This window comes from Streptomyces sp. NPDC093568 (assembly GCF_044764945.1).
Lineage (GTDB): Bacteria > Actinomycetota > Actinomycetes > Streptomycetales > Streptomycetaceae > Streptomyces.
On record NZ_JBIWJD010000001.1, the window covers coordinates 1,140,744 to 1,160,192 of the forward strand.

Annotated in this window: 18 protein-coding genes; 16 read left to right on the forward strand and 2 right to left on the reverse strand. The window is 70.5% G+C overall.

The features are described 5' to 3' along the window. Nucleotides 1-76: 76 nt before the first annotated feature. Complete coding sequence (locus ACIRD7_RS04885; RefSeq protein WP_403449772.1) at nucleotides 77-1,018, reverse strand: cation diffusion facilitator family transporter; 942 nt, start codon at nucleotides 1,016-1,018, stop codon at nucleotides 77-79. 157 nt (nucleotides 1,019-1,175) lie between these two features. Beyond that, on the reverse strand, nucleotides 1,176-2,147 hold the full coding sequence (galE, locus tag ACIRD7_RS04890; protein WP_403449775.1) for a UDP-glucose 4-epimerase GalE: 972 nt from the start codon (nucleotides 2,145-2,147) through the stop codon (nucleotides 1,176-1,178). A gap of 280 nt (nucleotides 2,148-2,427) precedes the next feature. Here galE and ACIRD7_RS04895 point away from each other — a divergent pair, with 280 nt between their 5' ends. From ACIRD7_RS04895 to ispG, 16 genes are all read left to right on the forward strand, one after another. Next, a complete protein-coding gene (locus ACIRD7_RS04895; protein ID WP_403449778.1) occupies nucleotides 2,428-4,245 on the forward strand; it encodes a DUF5941 domain-containing protein in 1,818 nt (605 codons plus the stop codon). Beyond that, nucleotides 4,242-4,994 carry a sugar phosphate nucleotidyltransferase gene (locus ACIRD7_RS04900; RefSeq protein WP_403449781.1) on the forward strand — a complete coding sequence of 251 codons (753 nt, stop codon included), beginning with the start codon at nucleotides 4,242-4,244 and terminating at the stop codon, nucleotides 4,992-4,994. The genes ACIRD7_RS04895 and ACIRD7_RS04900 overlap by 4 nt, the downstream gene beginning before the upstream one ends. Further along, the gene (locus tag ACIRD7_RS04905; protein ID WP_403449784.1) at nucleotides 4,982-6,043 is read left to right on the forward strand and encodes an iron-containing alcohol dehydrogenase family protein; all 1,062 of its coding nucleotides are present in this window, start codon (nucleotides 4,982-4,984) and stop codon (nucleotides 6,041-6,043) included. The genes ACIRD7_RS04900 and ACIRD7_RS04905 overlap by 13 nt, the downstream gene beginning before the upstream one ends. After that, nucleotides 6,021-6,800, forward strand: a complete 780-nt coding sequence (locus ACIRD7_RS04910; protein WP_403449787.1) for a CDP-alcohol phosphatidyltransferase family protein — start codon at nucleotides 6,021-6,023, stop codon at nucleotides 6,798-6,800. The genes ACIRD7_RS04905 and ACIRD7_RS04910 overlap by 23 nt, the downstream gene beginning before the upstream one ends. 5 nt (nucleotides 6,801-6,805) lie before the next feature. Further along, on the forward strand, nucleotides 6,806-7,678 hold the full coding sequence (locus tag ACIRD7_RS04915; protein ID WP_403451668.1) for a glycosyltransferase family 2 protein: 873 nt from the start codon (nucleotides 6,806-6,808) through the stop codon (nucleotides 7,676-7,678). A 97-nt stretch (nucleotides 7,679-7,775) separates the two neighbouring features. Next, nucleotides 7,776-8,705 (forward strand): ABC transporter permease, encoded by a 930-nt coding sequence (locus ACIRD7_RS04920; protein ID WP_403449789.1) that lies wholly within the window; start codon nucleotides 7,776-7,778, stop codon nucleotides 8,703-8,705. Continuing rightward, entirely contained in the window at nucleotides 8,698-9,477 is a 780-nt protein-coding gene (locus ACIRD7_RS04925; protein WP_403449792.1) for an ABC transporter ATP-binding protein, read from the forward strand. Before ACIRD7_RS04920 ends, ACIRD7_RS04925 begins: the two co-directional genes overlap by 8 nt. A 390-nt stretch (nucleotides 9,478-9,867) precedes the next feature. Beyond that, a complete protein-coding gene (hpnC, locus tag ACIRD7_RS04930; RefSeq protein WP_403449795.1) occupies nucleotides 9,868-10,767 on the forward strand; it encodes a squalene synthase HpnC in 900 nt (299 codons plus the stop codon). Beyond that, nucleotides 10,764-11,711: a presqualene diphosphate synthase HpnD gene (gene hpnD / locus ACIRD7_RS04935; RefSeq protein WP_403449798.1), complete on the forward strand. Its 948-nt coding sequence runs from the start codon at nucleotides 10,764-10,766 to the stop codon at nucleotides 11,709-11,711. Before hpnC ends, hpnD begins: the two co-directional genes overlap by 4 nt. Continuing rightward, the gene (locus tag ACIRD7_RS04940) at nucleotides 11,711-11,851 is read left to right on the forward strand and encodes a DUF6380 family protein (RefSeq protein ID WP_403449800.1); all 141 of its coding nucleotides are present in this window, start codon (nucleotides 11,711-11,713) and stop codon (nucleotides 11,849-11,851) included. The genes hpnD and ACIRD7_RS04940 overlap by 1 nt, the downstream gene beginning before the upstream one ends. After that, a complete protein-coding gene (hpnE, locus tag ACIRD7_RS04945) occupies nucleotides 11,848-13,275 on the forward strand; it encodes a hydroxysqualene dehydroxylase HpnE (RefSeq protein ID WP_403449802.1) in 1,428 nt (475 codons plus the stop codon). The genes ACIRD7_RS04940 and hpnE overlap by 4 nt, the downstream gene beginning before the upstream one ends. Next, nucleotides 13,275-14,411, forward strand: coding sequence for a polyprenyl synthetase family protein (locus ACIRD7_RS04950; protein ID WP_403451670.1), 1,137 nt, complete (start codon nucleotides 13,275-13,277; stop codon nucleotides 14,409-14,411). Before hpnE ends, ACIRD7_RS04950 begins: the two co-directional genes overlap by 1 nt. Nucleotides 14,412-14,554: 143 nt before the next feature. After that, on the forward strand, nucleotides 14,555-16,570 hold the full coding sequence (shc, locus tag ACIRD7_RS04955; RefSeq protein ID WP_403449805.1) for a squalene--hopene cyclase: 2,016 nt from the start codon (nucleotides 14,555-14,557) through the stop codon (nucleotides 16,568-16,570). Further along, a complete protein-coding gene (locus ACIRD7_RS04960; RefSeq protein ID WP_403449808.1) occupies nucleotides 16,570-17,211 on the forward strand; it encodes a 1-hydroxy-2-methyl-2-butenyl 4-diphosphate reductase in 642 nt (213 codons plus the stop codon). Before shc ends, ACIRD7_RS04960 begins: the two co-directional genes overlap by 1 nt. A gap of 5 nt (nucleotides 17,212-17,216) precedes the next feature. Further along, on the forward strand, nucleotides 17,217-18,239 hold the full coding sequence (gene hpnH, locus ACIRD7_RS04965; RefSeq protein WP_403449811.1) for an adenosyl-hopene transferase HpnH: 1,023 nt from the start codon (nucleotides 17,217-17,219) through the stop codon (nucleotides 18,237-18,239). A gap of 4 nt (nucleotides 18,240-18,243) precedes the next feature. Beyond that, on the forward strand, nucleotides 18,244-19,419 hold the full coding sequence (gene ispG / locus ACIRD7_RS04970) for a flavodoxin-dependent (E)-4-hydroxy-3-methylbut-2-enyl-diphosphate synthase (RefSeq protein ID WP_403449813.1): 1,176 nt from the start codon (nucleotides 18,244-18,246) through the stop codon (nucleotides 19,417-19,419). Nucleotides 19,420-19,449 lie beyond the last annotated feature (30 nt).

Consider the following 19,449-nt stretch of genomic DNA (forward strand, 5'->3'; position numbering starts at 1 on the left):
TGACGTCTTATCGGACCGTACGGTTGTTTCATTGACCCCGCCCTTCCGAGGCCCCGCCGTTCAGTGGCCCCGCCGTTCAGTGGCAGAGCCGCGCCTCGTGCTCGGCGTGTCCGACCGGCTCCAGCTGGAAGGTGCAGTGCTCCACGTCGAAGTGGTCGCCGAGGCAGCCCTGGAGCTCGTGCAGCATCTTCTCGTGGCCGATCGCGTTCAGGACGTCGGAGCGCACCACCACATGGGCCGACAGCACCGGCATGCCGGACGTGATCGTCCAGGCGTGCAGGTCATGGATGTCCTCCACACCGTCGAGGGCGAGTACGTGGGCCCGCACCTCCTCCATGTCGACGTCCTTGGGTGCCGACTCCAGCAGGACGTCGAGGGTCTCGCGCAGCAGCTTCAGGGTCCGCGGCACGATCATCAGACCGATGACCAGCGAGGCGATCGGGTCGGCGGCCTGCCAGCCGGTGGTCAGGATCACCGCCGCCGAGATCAGCACCGCGAGCGAGCCCAGCGCGTCCGCGGCCACCTCCAGGAACGCGCCGCGCACGTTCAGGCTCTCCTTCTGGCCCCGCATCAGCAGCGACAGCGAGATCATGTTCGCGACCAGGCCGATCGCGCCGTACACGATCATCAGGCCGCCCCTGGTGTCCGCCGGCGTGAAGAACCGCTCGATCGCCTCGTACAGGACGTAACCGCCGACGCCCAGCAGGAGCAGACAGTTGGCGAGGGCGGCGAGGATCTCCGCGCGGGCGAGACCGAAGGTGCGCTTGGCGCTCGGCGGACGGTTCGCGAAGTGGATGGCGAGCAGCGCCATGCCCAGGCCCACCGCGTCGGTCGCCATGTGCGCCGCGTCCGCGATCAGTGCGAGCGAGTCCGCGGTGATGCCGCCGACGATCTGGACCACCATGACGGCCAGCGTGATCGACAGCGCTACGCGCAGCCTCCCGCGGTACGCGGCCGCCGCGGTACCGGTGGTGGGCGCGTGCGAGTGCCCGTGCCCGTGATCGTGCCCAGCCCCCATGAGAAAGCCGCCTCCAGTGTCGGTCGGACGATCGGAACTTCCGTCCCGGCATCACAGTGAACTACGGGTGGGGGGTATCGGGCAACGCGGCACTGAACACCGTTGTCATGTGCCCTGACCTGCGGAAACGAGACGCAGGTCAGGGCCGCTCGCATGATCAGTGGCCGTGGTGCAGCTGCCAGCCCCGCCATGCCGACTCGACCATCTCGCGTACCCCGCGCCGAGCCGTCCAGCCGAGCTCCTCGGCGGCCAGCGCGGCCGAGGCGACGGCGCGCGGCGCGTCCCCGGGGCGCCTGCCCTCGACGACGGCGGGGCGCCGGTCACCGGTGACCTCGCCGATGACGGTGATCAGCTCGCGGACCGAGACGCCCCGGCCGCTGCCTATGTTGACCGTCAGATCACCGCTCGCGCCCGGGGCGCCGAGCCGCCGGGCCGCCGCGAGGTGCGCCTCGGCGAGATCGGCGACATGGATGTAGTCGCGGACGCATGTGCCGTCCGGCGTCGGATGGTCGTCACCGAAGATCCGCGGGGCCTCGCCGCGGGTGAGCCGGTCGAAGACCATGGGGACGATGTTGAAGACGCCCGTGTCGGCCAGCTCGGGCGAGGCGGCCCCCGCGACGTTGAAATAGCGCAGACATGCGGTGGAGATCCCGTGTGCACGGCCCGCCGCCCGCACCAGCCACTCACCGGCGAGCTTGGTCTCGCCGTACGGGTTCACCGGAGCGCACGGGGTGTCCTCCGTGATGAGATCCACATCGGGATTGCCGTAGACGGCGGCGGACGACGAGAACACCAGCCGCTTGACACCCGCCTCCGCGACGGCCTCCAGCAGGGTGGCGAGACCGCCCACGTTCTCCCTGTAGTAGCGCGTGGGCTGCGCGACGGACTCGGCGACCTGCTTGCGCGCCGCGAGATGCACCACACCCGTCACCGTGTGCTCGGCGCACACCCGCTTCAGCAGGTCACCGTCCAGCGACGACCCCTCGACCAGGGTGACGTCCGCGGGCAGCCGCCTGGGAAACCCGGTCGAGAGATCGTCCAGTACGAGGACCCGCTCCCCGGCGTCGGTCATCGCCCGCGCCACATGTGCCCCTATGTAGCCGGCACCGCCTGTGATCAGCCATGTCATGGTGGCCCACCCTATGTGGCGACTTCGACGTGGTGCGCAATGTCTCCGATGCCCCTATTTATGGGTGCGAGTTTGTGGGCGGACCCCGGGATCCGTGATGATGATCGCGGCGGAGCCGAGGGCAAACCACGTTGATCGCTTCGCCAAACGGCCGGTGAACGTTGGCTTCCAATCATCCGATAGCCTCTGCCGACACGCCGCCCGGCCGCCACCGCCAACGGGCGCTGCCACCCACGTACACGACCGGCGCGGAACGCCGGCACCCAGGGAGTGAGTTCGGTTGCCGACCGCCATCCTCACCGGTCAGCCGGTCCCCGGATCGTCGATCGAGGGCGATCTGCGGTCCCTCGGCTACGACGTGCGCGCCGCCGCCGACCCGGCCGAAGCCGAGACGCTCCTCGCCCAGGTCCCCGGTGACCAGCGGGTCGCCGTGGTCGACGCCCGTTTCGTCGGCCACCTGCACGCGCTGCGCCTCGGCCTGACCGACCCGCGCTTCCCGCTCGCCGCGATCCCGGGCGCCGTGACCGCCCAGGCGGCCGGCCGTCAGGCCCTGACCCGAGCGGTGGCGCGCGAGACCTCGGCGGGCGGCGGTACGGCCGTCGCCGTCGACAGCCTCGCCGACCGCATAGTCACCGCCCTCGACGACGACGGCAGCGACGTGCACCGCCCCGAACTCGGCAGCCTGGTCGCCGCCGTACCGGCCGACCCGCAGGCCCGCAACGAGGCGCGGCAGGCCGTCTCCGCCGTCGACGACGAGGCCGTACGCCTGAAGTCGGCCGTGAAGTCCCGCGACGGCTTCTTCACGACCTTCTGCATCAGCCCGTACTCCCGCTACCTCGCCCGCTGGTGCGCCCGCCGGGGCATGAGCCCCAACCAGGTCACCACCGCCTCCCTGCTCACCGCGCTCGTCGCGGCGGGCTGCGCGGCCACCGGCACCCGGGGCGGCTTCGTCGCGGCCGGCCTGCTGCTGATCTTCTCCTTCGTCCTGGACTGCACCGACGGCCAGCTCGCCCGCTACTCCCTGCAGTACTCCACGCTCGGCGCCTGGCTCGACGCCACCTTCGACCGGGCCAAGGAGTACGCCTACTACGCCGGACTCGCGCTGGGAGCCGCCCGCGGCGGGGACGACGTATGGGCCCTCGCCCTCGGCGCGATGGTCCTCCAGACCTGCCGGCACGTCGTGGACTTCTCGTTCAACGAGGCCAACCACGACGCCACCGCCAACACCAGCCCCACGGCCGCCCTCTCCGACAAGCTCGACAGCGTCGGCTGGACGGTCTGGGTGCGCCGGATGATCGTGCTGCCCATCGGTGAGCGCTGGGCGATGATCGCGATCCTGACGGCGGCCACGACCCCGCGGATCACCTTCTACGCACTGCTCATCGGCTGCGCCTTCGCCGCCACCTACACCACGGCCGGTCGCGTGCTGCGCTCCCTGACCCGCAAGGCCCGTCGCACCGACCGCGCCGCCAACGCGCTGGCCGACCTCGCGGACTCCGGGCCGCTCGCGCAGGGCCTCGCGGAGGCGTTCAAGAAGCCCTCGCGGCGCCTGCCCGGCTTCGCCGCCCCCGCCGTGGCCCTGCTCGGCGGCGCCGCGGTCGTCGCCACGGCCGCGCTCACCGACTTCGGCGGACCCTGGACCGCCGTCGCCGCGCTCGTGTACGCCGCGACCTCGGCTCTCGCCGTCGCCCGGCCCCTCAAGGGCGCCCTCGACTGGCTGGTCCCGCCGCTGTTCCGGGCCGCCGAATACGGCACCGTGCTCGCCCTCGCGGTTAAAGCTGAGGTAAACGGAGCCCTTCCTGCGGCTTTCGGCCTGGTGGCCGCCGTCGCCTACCATCACTACGACACGGTGTACCGCATTCGCGGTGACGCCGGAGCGCCGCCGGCCTGGCTGGTGCGCGTCATCGGGGGGCACGAAGGACGGACGCTGCTCGTCGCTGTCCTCGCCGCGGTGCTCTCCGCCTCGCAGTTCGAGGTCGCGCTCACGGCCCTCGCCGTGGCCGTGGCCCTGGTGGTGCTCGTCGAGAGCATCCGCTTCTGGGTGACCGCCCACATGGGCGGTGCGCCCGCCGTACACGATGAAGGAGAACCCGCATGATCGGCCTCGTGCTGGCGGCCGGCGCCGGACGGCGTCTGCGCCCCTACACCGACAGCCTTCCCAAGGCTCTGGTGCCGGTGGGGCCCGCGGGTATAGAGGGCGAACCCACGGTTTTGGACCTGACCCTCGGCAACTTCGCCGAGATCGGTCTGACCGAGGTCGCGGTCATCGTCGGCTACCGCAAGGAGGCCGTGTACGCGCGCAAGGAAGCCCTGGAAGCCAAGTACGGCCTCAAGCTCACCCTCATCGACAACGACAAGGCCGAGGAGTGGAACAACGCCTACTCCCTGTGGTGCGGGCGTGACGCCCTCAAGGACGGTGTGATCCTCGCCAACGGCGACACCGTCCACCCGGTCTCCGTCGAGAAGACGTTGCTCGCCGCACGCGACGAGTTCAAGCAGATCATCCTGGCCGTGGACACCGTGAAGACCCTCGCCGACGAGGAGATGAAGGTCGTCGTGGACCCCGACCTGGGCGTCCAGCGGATCACCAAGCTGATGGACCCGGCCGAGGCCACCGGTGAGTACATCGGCGTCACCCTGATCGAGGGCTCGGCCGCCGAGGAACTCGGCGCGGCGCTGCGGACCGTCTGGGAGAAGGACCCGCAGCAGTTCTACGAGCACGGCTACCAGGAGCTCATCAACGGCGGCTTCACCATCGACGCGGCGCCGATCGGTGACGTCAAGTGGGTGGAGATCGACAACCACGACGATCTCGCCCGCGGACGGGAGATCGCATGCCAGTACTGACCCGGCTGATCCCCTCACCGGTCGTCGTCGACATCCGCCCGGGTGCCCTCGACGACCTGGCCGGCGTGCTCGCCGACGAGCGCATCTCGCACTCCGGCAAGCTGGCCGTCGCCGTCAGCAACGGCTCCGGCGCCAAGCTGAAGGAGCGGCTCGCTCCCGCGCTGCCCGGCGCCACCTGGTACGAGGTCGGCGGCGGCACCCTCGACGACGCGGTCCGGCTGGCCGGTGACATAAAGGCCGGTCACTACGACGCGGTCGTCGGGCTCGGCGGCGGCAAGATCATCGACTGCGCCAAGTTCGCCGCGGCCCGCGTCGGCCTGCCCCTGGTCGCCGTACCGACGAACCTCGCGCACGACGGCCTGTGCTCGCCGGTCGCCACACTCGACAACGACGCCGGGCGCGGCTCCTACGGTGTGCCGAACCCGATCGCGGTCGTGATCGACCTGGACGTCATCCACGAGGCCCCGGCCCGCTTCGTCCGGGCCGGCATCGGCGACGCCATCTCCAACATCTCCGCGATCGCGGACTGGGAGCTGGCCAACCGCGTCACGGGCGAGAAGATCGACGGCCTCGCCGCCGCCATCGCCCGGCAGGCCGGTGAGGCGGTCCTGCGCCACCCCGGCGGCATAGGGGACACAGACTTCCTGCAGGTACTGGCCGAGGCGCTGGTGCTCAGCGGTATCGCCATGTCGGTGTCGGGCGACTCCCGCCCGTCCTCCGGCGCGTGCCACGAGATCAACCACGCCTTCGACCTGCTGTACCCGAGACGCGCCGCCGCCCATGGCGAGCAGTGCGGACTGGGCGCGGCGTTCGCGATGTACCTGCGCGGAGCCCACGAGGAGTCGGCCTACATGGCCGAGGTGCTGCGTCGGCACGGGCTGCCGGTACTGCCGGAGGAGATCGGCTTCTCGGACGAGGAGTTCGTCCGTGCCGTCGAGTTCGCTCCGCAGACCCGGCCGGGCCGCTACACGATCCTCGAACACCTCGACCTGACAACCGACCAGATCAAGGACATCTACGCCGACTATGTCAAGGCCATCGGTAGCTGAACTCCGCCCCGTCGTTCACCCCGCGGGGGTGAAGGACCGGCGCAGCGGTGAGCACTGGATGGGACGCCTCTACATGCGCGAGGTGTCCCTGCGGGTCGACCGCTACCTGGTGAACACCAGGGTCACGCCCAACCAGCTCACGTACCTGATGACCGTCTGCGGTGTCCTCGCGGCCCCGGCGCTCCTCGTGCCGGGGATCTGGGGAGCGGTGCTCGGCGTGGTCATGGTCCAGCTGTACCTGCTGCTGGACTGCGTCGACGGCGAGATCGCGCGCTGGAAGAAGCAGTACTCGCTGGGCGGCGTCTACCTCGACCGGGTCGGCGCCTACCTCACCGACGCCGCCGTCCTCGTCGGCTTCGGGCTGCGCGCCGCCGACCTGTGGGGCAGCGGCCGTATCGACTGGCTGTGGGCCTTCCTCGGCACGCTGGCCGCACTCGGCGCCATCCTGGTCAAGGCCGAGACCGACCTCGTCGGCGTCGCCCGCCACCAGGCCGGGAAGCCACCGGTCCAGGAGGCCGCCGCCGAGATGCGCACCTCCGGCATGGCACTGGCCCGCAAGGCCGCCGCCGCCCTCAAGTTCCACCGGCTGATCCTCGGCATCGAGGCATCCCTGCTGATCCTGGTCCTGGCGATCGCCGACCAGGCCCGCGGCGACCTGTTCTTCTCCCGTCTCGGCGTCGCGGTGCTCGCCGGCATCGCGCTGCTGCAGACCCTGCTGCACCTCGTGTCCATCCTCGCCTCGAGCAGGCTGAAGTGAACGGCATGAAGGTCGGCGCGGTGGTCATCACCATGGGCAACCGCCCCGACGAGCTCCGCTCCCTCCTCGACTCGGTCGCCAAGCAGAACGGCGACCCGGTCGAGGTCGTCGTCGTCGGCAACGGCTCCCCGGTCCCCGAGGTCCCCGAGGGCGTGCGCACCGTCGAACTGCCCGAGAACCTCGGCATCCCCGGCGGCCGCAACATCGGCATCGAGGCCTTCGGACCCAGCGGCCGGGACGTCGACATACTGCTCTTCCTCGACGACGACGGCCTCCTCGCCCACCACGACACCGCCGAGCTCTGCCGCGAGGCCTTCGCGACCGACCCGAGGCTCGGCATCGTCAGCTTCCGCATCGCCGACCCGGACACCGGCGTCACCCAGCGCCGCCACGTGCCCCGGCTGCGCGCCTCCGACCCGATGCGCTCCTCCCGGGTCACCACCTTCCTCGGCGGCGCCAACGCCGTGCGCACCAAGGTCCTCGCCGAAGTCGGCGGGCTGCCGGACGCATTCTTCTACGCCCATGAGGAAACCGATCTGGCATGGCGGGCCCTCGACGCGGGCTGGATGATCGACTACCGGTCCGACATGGTGCTGTTCCACCCGACGACCGCGCCCTCGCGGCACGCGGTCTACCACCGCATGGTCGCCCGCAACCGGGTCTGGCTCGCCCGCCGCAACCTCCCCGCCCCCCTCGTCCCGGTCTACCTGGGCGTCTGGATGCTGCTCACCCTCCTGCGGCGGCCCTCCCGCCCGGCGCTGCGGGCATGGTTCGGCGGATTCCGGGAAGGCTGGACCACTCCGTGCGGTCCCCGCAGGCCCATGAAGTGGCGTACGGTGTGGCGGCTGACTCGACTGGGCCGACCTCCTGTCATCTGACAGGCTCGACCCTGAGAGCGACCGGACCGTTACCCCGGCCCCAGGTTCATGCCATGCCCGCACAGGCTGCGCATCTCGAAGACGAAAGTTTCAACCGGTGAGTGAGACAACGCACGACGGCACGGTCGCGGTGAGCGCGCCGCCGTCGCCCGACGAGGGACTCGCGGCGGCCCAGCTGGCCGCCAAGTACGGGCTGTCCGTGAGCGGCGCCCGGCCCTCGCTGTTCGAGTACGTCCGCCAGCTGTGGGACCGGCGGCACTTCGTCCTCGCGTTCTCGCGGGCGAAGCTGACCGCCCAGTACAGCCAGGCGAAGCTCGGCCAGCTCTGGCAGGTGGCGACCCCGCTGCTGAACGCGGCCGTGTACTTCTTCATCTTCGGCGTGATCCTCGAGGCCGACCGGGGCATGCCGCGCGAGGTGTACATCCCGTTCCTGGTCACGGGCGTCTTCGTGTTCACCTTCACCCAGAGCTCGGTGATGGCGGGGGTACGCGCGATCTCCGGCAACCTCGGCCTCGTGCGCGCCCTGCACTTCCCGCGTGCCGCGCTGCCCGTCTCCTTCGCGCTCCAGCAGCTCCAGCAGCTGCTGTACTCGATGATCGTGCTGTTCGCCGTGGCCATCGGCTTCGGCAGCTACCCGAAGCTCAGCTGGGTGCTGATCCTCCCGGTGCTGGTCCTGCAGTTCCTGTTCAACACCGGCCTCGCCCTGATCATGGCCCGCGCCGGCGCCAAGACCCCGGACCTGGCGCAGCTCATGCCGTTCGTGATGCGTACGTGGATGTACGCGTCCGGCGTGATGTTCTCCATCCCCGTGATGCTGGCCGACAAGCCGCAGTGGATCTCCACCGTCCTGCAGTGGAACCCGGCCGCGGTCTACATGGACCTGATGCGCTTCGCCCTCATCGACGGCTACGGCTCCTCGAACCTGCCCGACCACGTCTGGGCGGCCGCCGCCGGCTGGGCCGTGCTGTTCGCCGTCGGCGGCTTCGTGTACTTCTGGAAGGCGGAGGAGAGGTACGGCCGTGGCTGAGCAGAACACCGACGCGCAGATCCCCACCGTCATCGCGGACGAGCTGCACATCGTCTACCGCGTCAACGGCGCCAAGTCCGGCAAGGGCAGCGCCACCGCCGCGCTGAGCCGGATCCTGAAGCGCGGCGAGGAGCGCGGCGTACGCAAGGTGCACGCCGTACGCGGCGTCTCCTTCGTCGCCTACCGCGGCGAGGCGATCGGCCTGATCGGCTCCAACGGCTCCGGCAAGTCCACCCTGCTGCGGGCCATCGCCGGCCTGCTCCCGCCGGAGAAGGGCAAGGTCTACACCGACGGCCAGCCCTCGCTGCTCGGCGTGAACGCCGCCCTGATGAACGACCTCACCGGCGAGCGCAACGTCATATTGGGCGGGCTCGCGATGGGGATGTCCCGCGAGCAGATCAAGGAGCGCTACCAGGAGATCGTCGACTTCTCCGGCATCAACGAGAAGGGCGACTTCATCACGCTCCCCATGCGCACCTACTCCTCCGGCATGGCGGCCCGGCTGCGCTTCTCCATCGCCGCCGCCAAGGACCACGACGTCCTCATGATCGACGAGGCCCTCGCCACCGGCGACCGCAAGTTCCAGAAGCGCTCCGAGGACCGCATCCGCGAGCTGCGCAAGGAAGCCGGCACCGTGTTCCTGGTCAGCCACAACAACAAGTCCATCCGCGACACCTGCAACCGCGTCCTGTGGCTGGAACGCGGCGAGCTGCGCATGGACGGACCGACGGACGAGGTCCTCAAGGAGTACGAGAAGTTCACCGGCAAGTAGTCGACCCGGCCATGGGCCAAGCGGCCCATCGCCTTTCCCGGAGCCCCGCCGGAACTGCCCCGGCGGGGCCCGCGTCTGCAAAGGAAACGTCAACTCCCGCTGGCTTTCGGAATCTTGACGTCAATCGGTGTGTTGTTGTGATGTGCAGGACACCCCCACGGGCCGCGGCGCGTTGTACAACGTAAGCTGTACCGGTGCCGAAACGCGGCAAGTGGGGCGATAAGGCGCGACACCCCACTCTCCGGGCTGCGGCGCGGACAGCCGGGCGGCGTGTCCGAAATAGTGTGCATTGGGTCTGCGGTGTAGAACGGGAGATGTGACGGCAATGGCTACGGAAACTCCCCAGCTCAACGCCTCCGCCTGCGCCGTCCCCGCCCCGGGCAGTCCACGGTGACCGCGACCGGTCCGCGCGCCGACGATCCGGAGCGCGGCACACTCGACAAGGCCGCCGCGGAGAACTTCCCCGTGGCGCCGTTCTTCCTGCCCAGGGCCTGGCGTGCCGACCTCATGGCCGTCTACGGCTTCGCCCGCCTCGTCGACGACATCGGCGACGGCGATCTCGCCCCCGGCGGTGCCGACGCCCGGCTGCTCGGCGTGTCGGCCGCACAGGCCGAGGACCGCCTGGTCATGCTCGACGCCTTCGAGGCCGATCTGCGCCGGGTCTTCGACGGCACCCCCCGTCACCCCCTGCTGCGCCGCCTCCAGCCGACCGTGCGCCGCCGCTTTCTGACCCCGGAGCCCTTCCTCGGCCTGATCGCCGCCAACCGCCAGGACCAGCTCGTCGGGCGCTACGAGACCTACGACGATCTCCTTGCCTACTGCGAACTGTCCGCCAACCCCGTCGGCCGGCTCGTCCTCGCCGTCACCGGCACCGCCACCCCCGAGCGGATCCGCCGCTCCGACGCGGTGTGCACCGCGCTCCAGCTCGTCGAGCACCTCCAGGACGTCGCCGAGGACCTCGGCCGTGACCGGATCTACCTGCCCGCCGAGGACATGAAACGCTTTCACGTCCAGGAAACCGATCTCGCGGCGAAAACAGCGGGCGCATCGGTGCGCGCACTGGTCGCGTACGAAGCCGAACGTGCCCGGAACCTCCTGAATGAAGGCACCCCCCTGGTGGGTAGCGTCCACGGCAGGCTCAGGCTGCTGCTGGCGGGTTTCGTGGCGGGGGGAAGGGCGGCGATCCGTGCGATCGCCGCCGCCGAATACGACGTACTTCCCGGCCCGCCCAAGGCCAGCAGACTCCAGCTGCTGCGCGAGGTGGGCGTGACTCTGCGAGGAGAGGGGTGATCCGGACCGTGGAGTCTGCACCACACGCGTCCGCACCGGTACTCGCCGCCTACAGCTACTGCGAGGCCGTCACCGGACAGCAGGCCCGTAACTTCGCCTACGGCATCAGGCTGCTGCCCACACCCAAGCGCCGGGCGATGTCGGCGCTGTACGCGTTCTCGCGCCGTGTCGACGACATCGGCGACGGCGCCCTGACCGACGACGTCAAGGTCGCCAGGCTCGAGGACACCCGCCGGCTGCTGACCCGGATCCGTGACCGGGCCGTCGACGAGGACGACGTCGACCCCGTGGCCGTGGCCCTCGCCCATGCCGCCGACGCCTTCCGGATCCCGCTCGGCGGACTGGACGAGCTGATCGAGGGCGTCCTGATGGACGTGCGCGGCGAGACCTACGAGACCTGGGACGACCTCAAGGTCTACTGCCGCTGTGTCGCGGGCGCCATCGGACGGCTCTCGCTCGGTGTGTTCGGCACCGAAGCGGGTGCGCGTGGCGCAGAGCGCGCCCCCGAGTACGCCGACACCCTCGGGCTCGCCCTGCAACTCACCAACATCCTGCGCGACGTCCGCGAGGACGCCGAGGGCGGGCGCACCTACCTGCCCTCCGACGACCTCGCCAAATTCGGCTGCTCGGCCGGCTTCAGCGGGCCGACCCCACCGGAGGGCTCCGACTTCGCGGGCCTCGTCCACTTCGAAGTGCGACGGGCCCGCGCCCTTTTCGCCGAGGGCTACCGGCTGCTCCCCATGCTCGACCGGCGCAGCGGAGCCTGTGTCGCCGCCATGGCCGGCATCTACCGCCGTCTGCTGGACCGCATCGAGCGCGACCCGGAGGCCGTGCTGCGCGGCCGGGTCTCGCTGCCCGGACGCGAGAAGGCCTACGTCGCCGTGCGCGGCCTGTCCGGACTGGACACCCGGCATGTCACCCGAACCGTCAGGAGGCGCGCCTGATGGACATTGCGGCCCATGGTGATTCCACCGGCGAAAAGTGGCGGGCAACCCTCCGCCGCCTCCTCGCGTCCCTGACTGAGACGACCGGCCGTGCACCGTTCGAGCACCGGCACGGCGGCTCAGGGGAGGGTGCACGATGACCGACGGCACGCGGCCAGAGGGGTCGCTCGCGGACATCCCGAAACACTCCGGGAGGGACGCCGTCGTGATCGGCGGCGGGCTCGCCGGCATCACCGCCGCGCTCGCGCTCGCCGACGCGGGCGTCCGCGTCACCCTGATCGAGGGCAGGCCGAGGCTGGGTGGCCTGGCCTTCTCCTTCCAGCGCGGCGACCTGACCGTCGACAACGGACAGCACGTCTATCTGCGCTGCTGCACCGCCTACCGCTGGTTCCTCGACCGGATCGAGGGCACCGCGCTGGCGCCGCTGCAGGATCGTCTCGACGTGCCCGTACTCGACGTGGACAAGCCCGAGGGACGACGGCTCGGCAGACTGCGGCGCGACGCGCTGCCCGTGCCCCTGCACCTGGGCCGGAGCCTCGCCACCTATCCGCATCTGTCACTCGCCGAGCGCGCCAGGGTCGGGCGGGCCGCGCTCGCGCTCAAGGGGCTCGACCTCGCCGATCCGACCCTGGACACCCAGGACTTCGGCAGCTGGCTGACCGCGCACGGTCAGTCGGCGCGTGCCGTCGAGGCCCTGTGGGACCTGGTCGGGGTCGCCACTCTCAACGCGGTCGCGGGCGACGCCTCGCTGGGGCTCGCCGCGATGGTGTTCAAGACCGGTCTGCTGTCCGACCCGGGCGCGGCCGACATCGGATGGGCGCGTGTCCCGCTGGGCGAACTGCACGACCGGCTGGCCCGCAAGGCGCTCGACACCGCGGGCGTCCGTACCGAGGTCCGTACACGCGTCACCTCCCTCTCCACTGACGAAAACGGCCGCTGGAGCGTTCAGGTTCCCGGCGAGACGCTCCGCGCGGACGCGGTCGTGCTCGCGGTCGCCCAGCGCGAGGCGTACGACCTGCTGCCCGACGGTGCCCTCGACGCTCCGCGGCAGCTCCTCGAGATCGGCACCGCGCCGATCCTCAACGTCCATGTCGTCTACGACCGCAAGGTGCTGAGCAGGCCGTTCTTCACGGCCCTCGGCTCCCCGGTGCAGTGGGTGTTCGACCGCACCGAGGCCTCCGGGCTGCGGGACGGCCAGTACCTCGCGCTGTCCCAGTCGGCCGCGCAGGACGAGATCGACGAGCCCGCAGCCGCGCTTCGCGAGCGGTATCTGCCCGAGCTGGAGCGGCTGTTGCCCGCCACGCGCGGCGCCGAGGTGAAGGACTTCTTCGTGACCCGGGAGCGTACAGCGACGTTCGCCCCCACCCCCGGCGTCGGGCGGCTGCGGCCCGGCGCCCGTACCAAGGCACCCGGCCTCTACTTGGCCGGAGCGTGGACCGCCACAGGGTGGCCCGCGACCATGGAGAGTGCGGTCCGCAGTGGCGTGAGTGCGGCCGGCGCCGCGCTGAGCGCCCTGGGCCGGCCCCGCCCCGGTCACCTCTTCGACGTCGAGGAGGCGGCGTGATGCTGAACGAGCGCACGGCGGCAGGCCCCCGCACCCCCGGTACCGCAACAAGAGGAGAGACTGTGCCCACTGTGCCCCCGGCCGAGAAGGCCGCTCGAGAGACCGCGGTGGACGTGGCCGCGCTCCTGGAGCGCGGTAGGACCCTGACCACCCCGGTACTGCGGGCGGCGGTCGACCGCCTGGCCCCTCCCATGGACACCGTTTCCGCCTACCACTTCGGCTGGATCGACGCCGCCGGCAACCCCACGGCCGGCGACGGCGGCAAGGCCGTACGCCCCGCGCTCGCCCTGCTCTCCGCGGAGGTCACCGGCGCGGCGCCCGAGACGGGCATCCCCGGCGGCGTCGCCGTCGAGCTGGTGCACAACTTCTCGCTGCTGCACGACGACCTGATGGACGGCGACGAGCAGCGCCGCCATCGCGACACGGTCTGGAAGGTGCACGGCCCCGCCCAAGCCATCCTCGTCGGCGACGCCCTGTTCGCGCTCGCCAACGAGGTCCTGCTGGAGCTCGGCACCGTCGAGGCGGGCCGCGCCACCCGCAGGCTCATCACCGCCACCCGCGCCCTCATCGACGGCCAGGCGCAGGACATCTCCTACGAGCACCGCGACCGCGTCGGAGTCGAGGAGTGCCTGGAGATGGAGGGCAACAAGACCGGCGCCCTGATCGCCTGCGCCAGCTCCATCGGCGCGGTGCTCGCCGGCGCCGACGACCACACCGCCGACACCCTGGAGAAGTACGGCTACCACCTCGGCCTCGCCTTCCAGGCCGTCGACGACCTGCTCGGCATCTGGGGCGACCCGGTCTCGACCGGCAAGCAGACCTGGAGCGACCTGCGCCAGCGCAAGAAGTCCCTGCCGGTGGTGGCCGCGCTCGCGGCGGGCGGTCCTGCCTCCGAGCGGCTCGGCGAGATCCTCGCCGCCGACGCCAAGAGCAGCGACTTCGAGAACTTCTCCGAGGAGGAGTTCGCCGCCCGCGCCGCCCTCATCGAGGAGGCGGGCGGCCGCGAGTGGACCGCCGAGGAGGCGCGCCGCCAGCACGCCGTCGCCGTCGAGGCCCTCGACACCGTGGACATGCCCGACCAGGTCCGGGCGCAGTTCACGGCGCTCGCCGACTTCGTCGTCGTACGGAAGAGATGATCACCACCGGGCGAAAAGAGATGATCAGTATCGGTCGAATAGCCCTCGCGTAGTCGCCGGCCGGTGTCGCTGGATGAAGCGCACCGGCCGACGGCGGACCCACAGCAGACGCACTACCAGTAGCACTGCACGAAGGGGAAGCCATGACAGCGACGACCGACGGAAGCACCTGGGCACTGCCGCCCCGGGCAGCCGCGGCCAGCGACACCGACAGCGAGACCCCCGTGGCGGCCGGGGTCGAAGAGGCCGCCTTGCGCGCGGTGCGGCGCGCCACTGACTTCCTGCTGGCCAAGCAGGACGCCCAGGGCTGGTGGAAGGGCGACCTCGAGACGAACGTCACCATGGACGCCGAGGACCTTCTGCTCCGTCAGTTCCTGGGCATCCGGGACGAGAAGACCACGCGGGCCGCCGCGCTCTTCATCCGCGGCGAGCAGCGCGAGGACGGCACCTGGGGCACCTTCTACGGCGCCCCCGGCGAGCTCTCCGCCACCGTCGAGGCGTACGTCGCCCTCCGGCTGGCCGGCGACGCCCCGGACGCCCCGCACATGGCGAAGGCCTCCGCCTGGATCCGCGAACAGGGGGGCATCGCCGCCTGCCGGGTCTTCACCCGGATCTGGCTGGCCCTGTTCGGCTGGTGGAAGTGGGAGGACCTGCCCGAACTCCCGCCGGAACTCATCTACTTCCCCAAGTGGGTGCCGCTCAACATCTACGACTTCGGGTGCTGGGCCCGGCAGACCATCGTCCCGCTGACGATCGTCTCCGCGATGCGCCCCGTACGGCCCGCGCCCTTCCCGCTCGACGAGCTGCACACCGACCCGGCGAACCCCAACCCGCCGGGGCCCCTCGCTCCGGTGGCCAGTTGGGACGGCGCCTTCCAGCGGCTCGACAAGGTCCTGCACCAGCTGCGCAAGGTCGTCCCGCGCCGGCTGCGCAGAGCCGCGATGAACAGCGCCGCGCGCTGGATCATCGAACGGCAGGAGAACGACGGCTGCTGGGGCGGCATCCAGCCGCCGGCGGTGTACTCGATCATCGCGCTGCGGCTGCTCGGCTACGACCTCGAACACCCCGTGATGCGCGAGGGGTTGGCGTCGCTGGACCGCTTCGCCGTCTGGCGCGAGGACGGGGCCCGGATGATCGAGGCCTGTCAGTCCCCGGTGTGGGACACCTGCCTCGCGACCATCGCGCTCGCGGACGCGGGCGTACCCGCCGATCACCCGCAGCTGGTCAAGGCCGCCGACTGGATGCTGGGCGAGGAGATCGTCCGGCCCGGCGACTGGGCGGTCAAGCGGCCCCAACTGCCGCCGGGCGGCTGGGCGTTCGAGTTCCACAACGACAACTACCCCGACATCGACGACACCGCCGAGGTCGTCCTCGCGCTGCGCCGGGTCAGGCACCACGACCCGGAGCGGGTGGAGAAGGCGATCGGGCGCGGGGTGCGCTGGAACCTCGGCATGCAGTCCCGCAACGGGGCCTGGGGCGCCTTCGACGTCGACAACACCAGCCCGTTCCCCAACCGGCTGCCGTTCTGTGACTTCGGCGAGGTCATCGACCCGCCCTCGGCGGACGTCACCGCGCATGTCGTCGAGATGCTCGCGGTGGAGGGACTCGCGCACGACCCGCGCACCCGGCGCGGGATCCAGTGGCTGCTCGCCGAGCAGGAGCCCGACGGCTCGTGGTTCGGGCGCTGGGGCGTGAACTACGTCTACGGCACCGGGTCGGTCGTACCCGCCCTGGTGGCGGCCGGTATGCCGGGCTCCCACCCGGCGATCCGCCGCGCCGTCACCTGGCTGGAGTCCGTCCAGAACGACGACGGCGGCTGGGGCGAGGACCTGCGCTCCTACAAGTACGTCAAGGAGTGGAGCGGCAAGGGCGCCTCGACCGCGTCGCAGACCGCGTGGGCGCTGATGGCGCTGCTGGCCGCGGGGGAGAGGGACTCCAAGGCCGTCGAGCGCGGCGTCGAATGGCTCGCGACCACCCAGATGGAGGACGGGTCCTGGGACGAGCCGTACTTCACGGGTACCGGCTTCCCCTGGGACTTCTCGATCAACTACCACCTCTACCGCCAGGTCTTCCCGCTGACCGCGCTCGGCCGGTACGTCCACGGCGAGCCCTTCGCCGAGAAGGCCGACGCGTCGGTCACCGGGGCCGAGGTGAGCTGATGAGCCCCCAGCCCGCCCCGGCCCCGCTGCTGATCGCCTGCGCGCTCGGCATCGAGCAGTTCGCCCTGCGCACGAGCGAGCGCGGCGGGGCGGGCGGGCCGGTCACCGTGCTCCGTACGGGCATGGGACCGAAGGCCGCCGAGCGCTCCGTCACCCGCGTTCTGGGCGACCCCGTCCTCGGCGGGGCCGCCGTGCTCGCCACCGGCTTCTGCGCGGGGCTCGCCCCCGGGATGCACCCCGGCGATCTGGTCGTCGCCGAGGAGACCCGGGATCCGGCGGGAACCGTTCCGTGCGTCGGGACCGACCTACTCGTCAAAGAACTCGTGCGGACCGTCCCGGGCCGCACCGTCCACACCGGACCGCTCACCGGCTCGGATCATGTCGTCCGAGGTCAGGAACGGTCCGATCTGCTCGCGACCGGCGCGATCGCGGTCGACATGGAGTCCGCGGCCACGCTCCTGAGCGCCGTACGCACGGGCGAGCGCCCGGTTGCGGCCGTCCGGGTGGTCGTGGACGCTCCAGAACATGAACTCGTCCGGATCGGCACGTTGCGCGGTGGAATATCGGCTTTCCGCGTCCTTCGTTCCGTTCTTCCCGCATTCTACGAATGGCACCGTTCTTTGCTGCTCCCCAGGAGGTGAGCCAGATGGCCATGCCGCTGCGTCAGTCCATCAAGGTCGCTACTTACTTGGCCGAACAGAAGCTTCGCAGGCGTGAGAAGTTCCCGCTGATCGTCGAGCTGGAGCCGCTGTTCGCCTGCAACCTCAAGTGCGAGGGCTGCGGGAAGATCCAGCACCCGGCCGGAGTCCTGAAGCAGCGCATGCCGGTGGCCCAGGCCGTGGGGGCGGTGCTCGAATCCGGTGCGCCCATGGTGTCCATCGCCGGCGGCGAGCCGCTGATGCACCCGCAGATCGACGAGATCGTGCGCCAGCTGGTGGCCAAGCGGAAGTACGTCTTCCTGTGCACGAACGCCGTGCTGCTGCGCAAGAAGATCGACAAGTTCACGCCCTCGCCCTACTTCGCCTTCGCCGTGCACATCGACGGCCTGCGCGAGCGCCACGACGAGTCGGTCGCCAAGGAGGGCGTGTTCGACGAGGCGGTCGAGGCGATCAAGGAGGCCAAGCGGCGCGGCTTCCGGGTCACCACCAACTCGACCTTCTTCAACACCGACACCCCGCAGACCATCGTCGAGGTGCTGAACTTCCTCAACGACGACCTCAAGGTCGACGAGATGATGATCTCGCCCGCCTACGCCTACGAGAAGGCCCCCGACCAGGAGCACTTCCTCGGCGTCGAGCAGACCCGCGAGCTGTTCAAGAAGGCCTTCGCGGGCGGCAACCGGCGCAAGTGGCGGCTCAACCACTCCCCGCTCTTCCTGGACTTCCTGGAGGGCAAGGTCGACTTCCCGTGCACCGCATGGGCGATCCCGAACTACTCGCTGTTCGGCTGGCAGCGTCCCTGCTACCTGATGAGCGACGGGTACGTCCCGACGTACCGGGAGCTGATCGAGGAGACCGACTGGGACAAGTACGGCCGGGGCAAGGACCCGCGCTGCGCCAACTGCATGGCGCACTGCGGCTACGAGCCCACCGCCGTCCTCGCCACCATGGGTTCGCTCAAGGAGTCGTTGCGCGCCATGCGCGAGACGGTCTCCGGAAACCGGGAGTGACCCCATGACCGCCATCTCCTTGGGCGTCCCCGAGGTACCGGTCCGGCCGGTCGCCGAGCGACGTGTGTCGCGGCGGATCCAGGTCGGCCCGGTGGCGGTCGGGGGCGGTGCCCCGGTGTCGGTGCAGTCGATGACGACGACCCGTACGTCGGACGTCGGCGCCACCCTGCAGCAGATCGCCGAGCTCACGGCGTCCGGCTGCCAGATCGTGCGCGTGGCCTGTCCGACGCAGGACGACGCGGACGCCCTCGCCACGATCGCCCGTAAGTCCCAGATCCCGGTGATCGCGGACATCCACTTCCAGCCCAAGTACGTGTTCGCCGCGATCGAGGCCGGCTGTGCTGCCGTACGCGTCAATCCCGGCAACATCAAGCAGTTCGACGACAAGGTCAAGGAGATCGCGCGGGCCGCGAAGGACCACGGCACGCCGATCCGTATCGGCGTCAACGCCGGGTCGCTCGACAAGCGGCTGCTGCAGAAGTACGGCAAGGCGACCCCGGAGGCGCTCGTGGAGAGCGCGCTGTGGGAGGCGTCGCTGTTCGAGGAGCACGACTTCCGGGACATCAAGATCTCGGTGAAGCACAACGACCCGGTCGTGATGATCGAGGCGTACAAGCAGCTCGCGGCGCAGTGCGACTACCCGCTGCACCTGGGGGTCACCGAGGCCGGTCCCGCCTTCCAGGGCACCATCAAGTCGGCGGTCGCCTTCGGCGCGCTGCTGTCGCGGGGCATCGGCGACACGATCCGGGTGTCCCTGAGCGCCCCGCCCGCCGAGGAGGTGAAGGTCGGCATCCAGATCCTGGAGTCGCTGAACCTCAGGCAGCGTCGGCTGGAGATCGTCTCCTGCCCGTCGTGCGGGCGTGCGCAGGTCGACGTCTACAAGCTGGCCGACGAGGTCACGGCGGGCCTGGAGGGCATGGAGGTGCCGTTGCGGGTCGCCGTCATGGGGTGCGTGGTGAACGGCCCCGGTGAGGCACGAGAGGCGGATCTGGGGGTCGCCTCCGGCAACGGCAAGGGCCAGATCTTCGTCAAGGGCGAGGTCATCAAGACCGTGCCCGAGTCCAAGATCGTCGAGACCCTGATCGAGGAGGCGATGAAGATCGCCGAACAGCTGGAGCAGGACGGGGCCGCCACCGGCGCCTCCATCGTCACGGGGAAACCAGAAGTGACTGTGAACTGAAGCAAGGCACGGACCGAGAGGGGGCCCGAG

Bases quoted from the DNA above. Each gene is read 5' to 3' on its own strand.
- ACIRD7_RS04885 (WP_403449772.1), bottom strand. From the start codon at position 1,018: ATGGGGGCTGGGCACGATCACGGGCACGGGCACTCGCACGCGCCCACC.
- galE (WP_403449775.1), bottom strand. From the start codon at position 2,147: ATGACATGGCTGATCACAGGCGGTGCCGGCTACATAGGGGCACATGTG.
- ACIRD7_RS04900 (WP_403449781.1), top strand. From the start codon at position 4,242: ATGATCGGCCTCGTGCTGGCGGCCGGCGCCGGACGGCGTCTGCGCCCC.
- ACIRD7_RS04905 (WP_403449784.1), top strand. From the start codon at position 4,982: ATGCCAGTACTGACCCGGCTGATCCCCTCACCGGTCGTCGTCGACATC.
- ACIRD7_RS04910 (WP_403449787.1), top strand. From the start codon at position 6,021: ATGTCAAGGCCATCGGTAGCTGAACTCCGCCCCGTCGTTCACCCCGCG.
- ACIRD7_RS04915 (WP_403451668.1), top strand. From the start codon at position 6,806: ATGAAGGTCGGCGCGGTGGTCATCACCATGGGCAACCGCCCCGACGAG.
- ACIRD7_RS04940 (WP_403449800.1), top strand. From the start codon at position 11,711: ATGGACATTGCGGCCCATGGTGATTCCACCGGCGAAAAGTGGCGGGCA.
- hpnE (WP_403449802.1), top strand. From the start codon at position 11,848: ATGACCGACGGCACGCGGCCAGAGGGGTCGCTCGCGGACATCCCGAAA.
- ACIRD7_RS04950 (WP_403451670.1), top strand. From the start codon at position 13,275: ATGCTGAACGAGCGCACGGCGGCAGGCCCCCGCACCCCCGGTACCGCA.
- shc (WP_403449805.1), top strand. From the start codon at position 14,555: ATGACAGCGACGACCGACGGAAGCACCTGGGCACTGCCGCCCCGGGCA.
- ACIRD7_RS04960 (WP_403449808.1), top strand. From the start codon at position 16,570: ATGAGCCCCCAGCCCGCCCCGGCCCCGCTGCTGATCGCCTGCGCGCTC.
- hpnH (WP_403449811.1), top strand. From the start codon at position 17,217: ATGGCCATGCCGCTGCGTCAGTCCATCAAGGTCGCTACTTACTTGGCC.
- ispG (WP_403449813.1), top strand. From the start codon at position 18,244: ATGACCGCCATCTCCTTGGGCGTCCCCGAGGTACCGGTCCGGCCGGTC.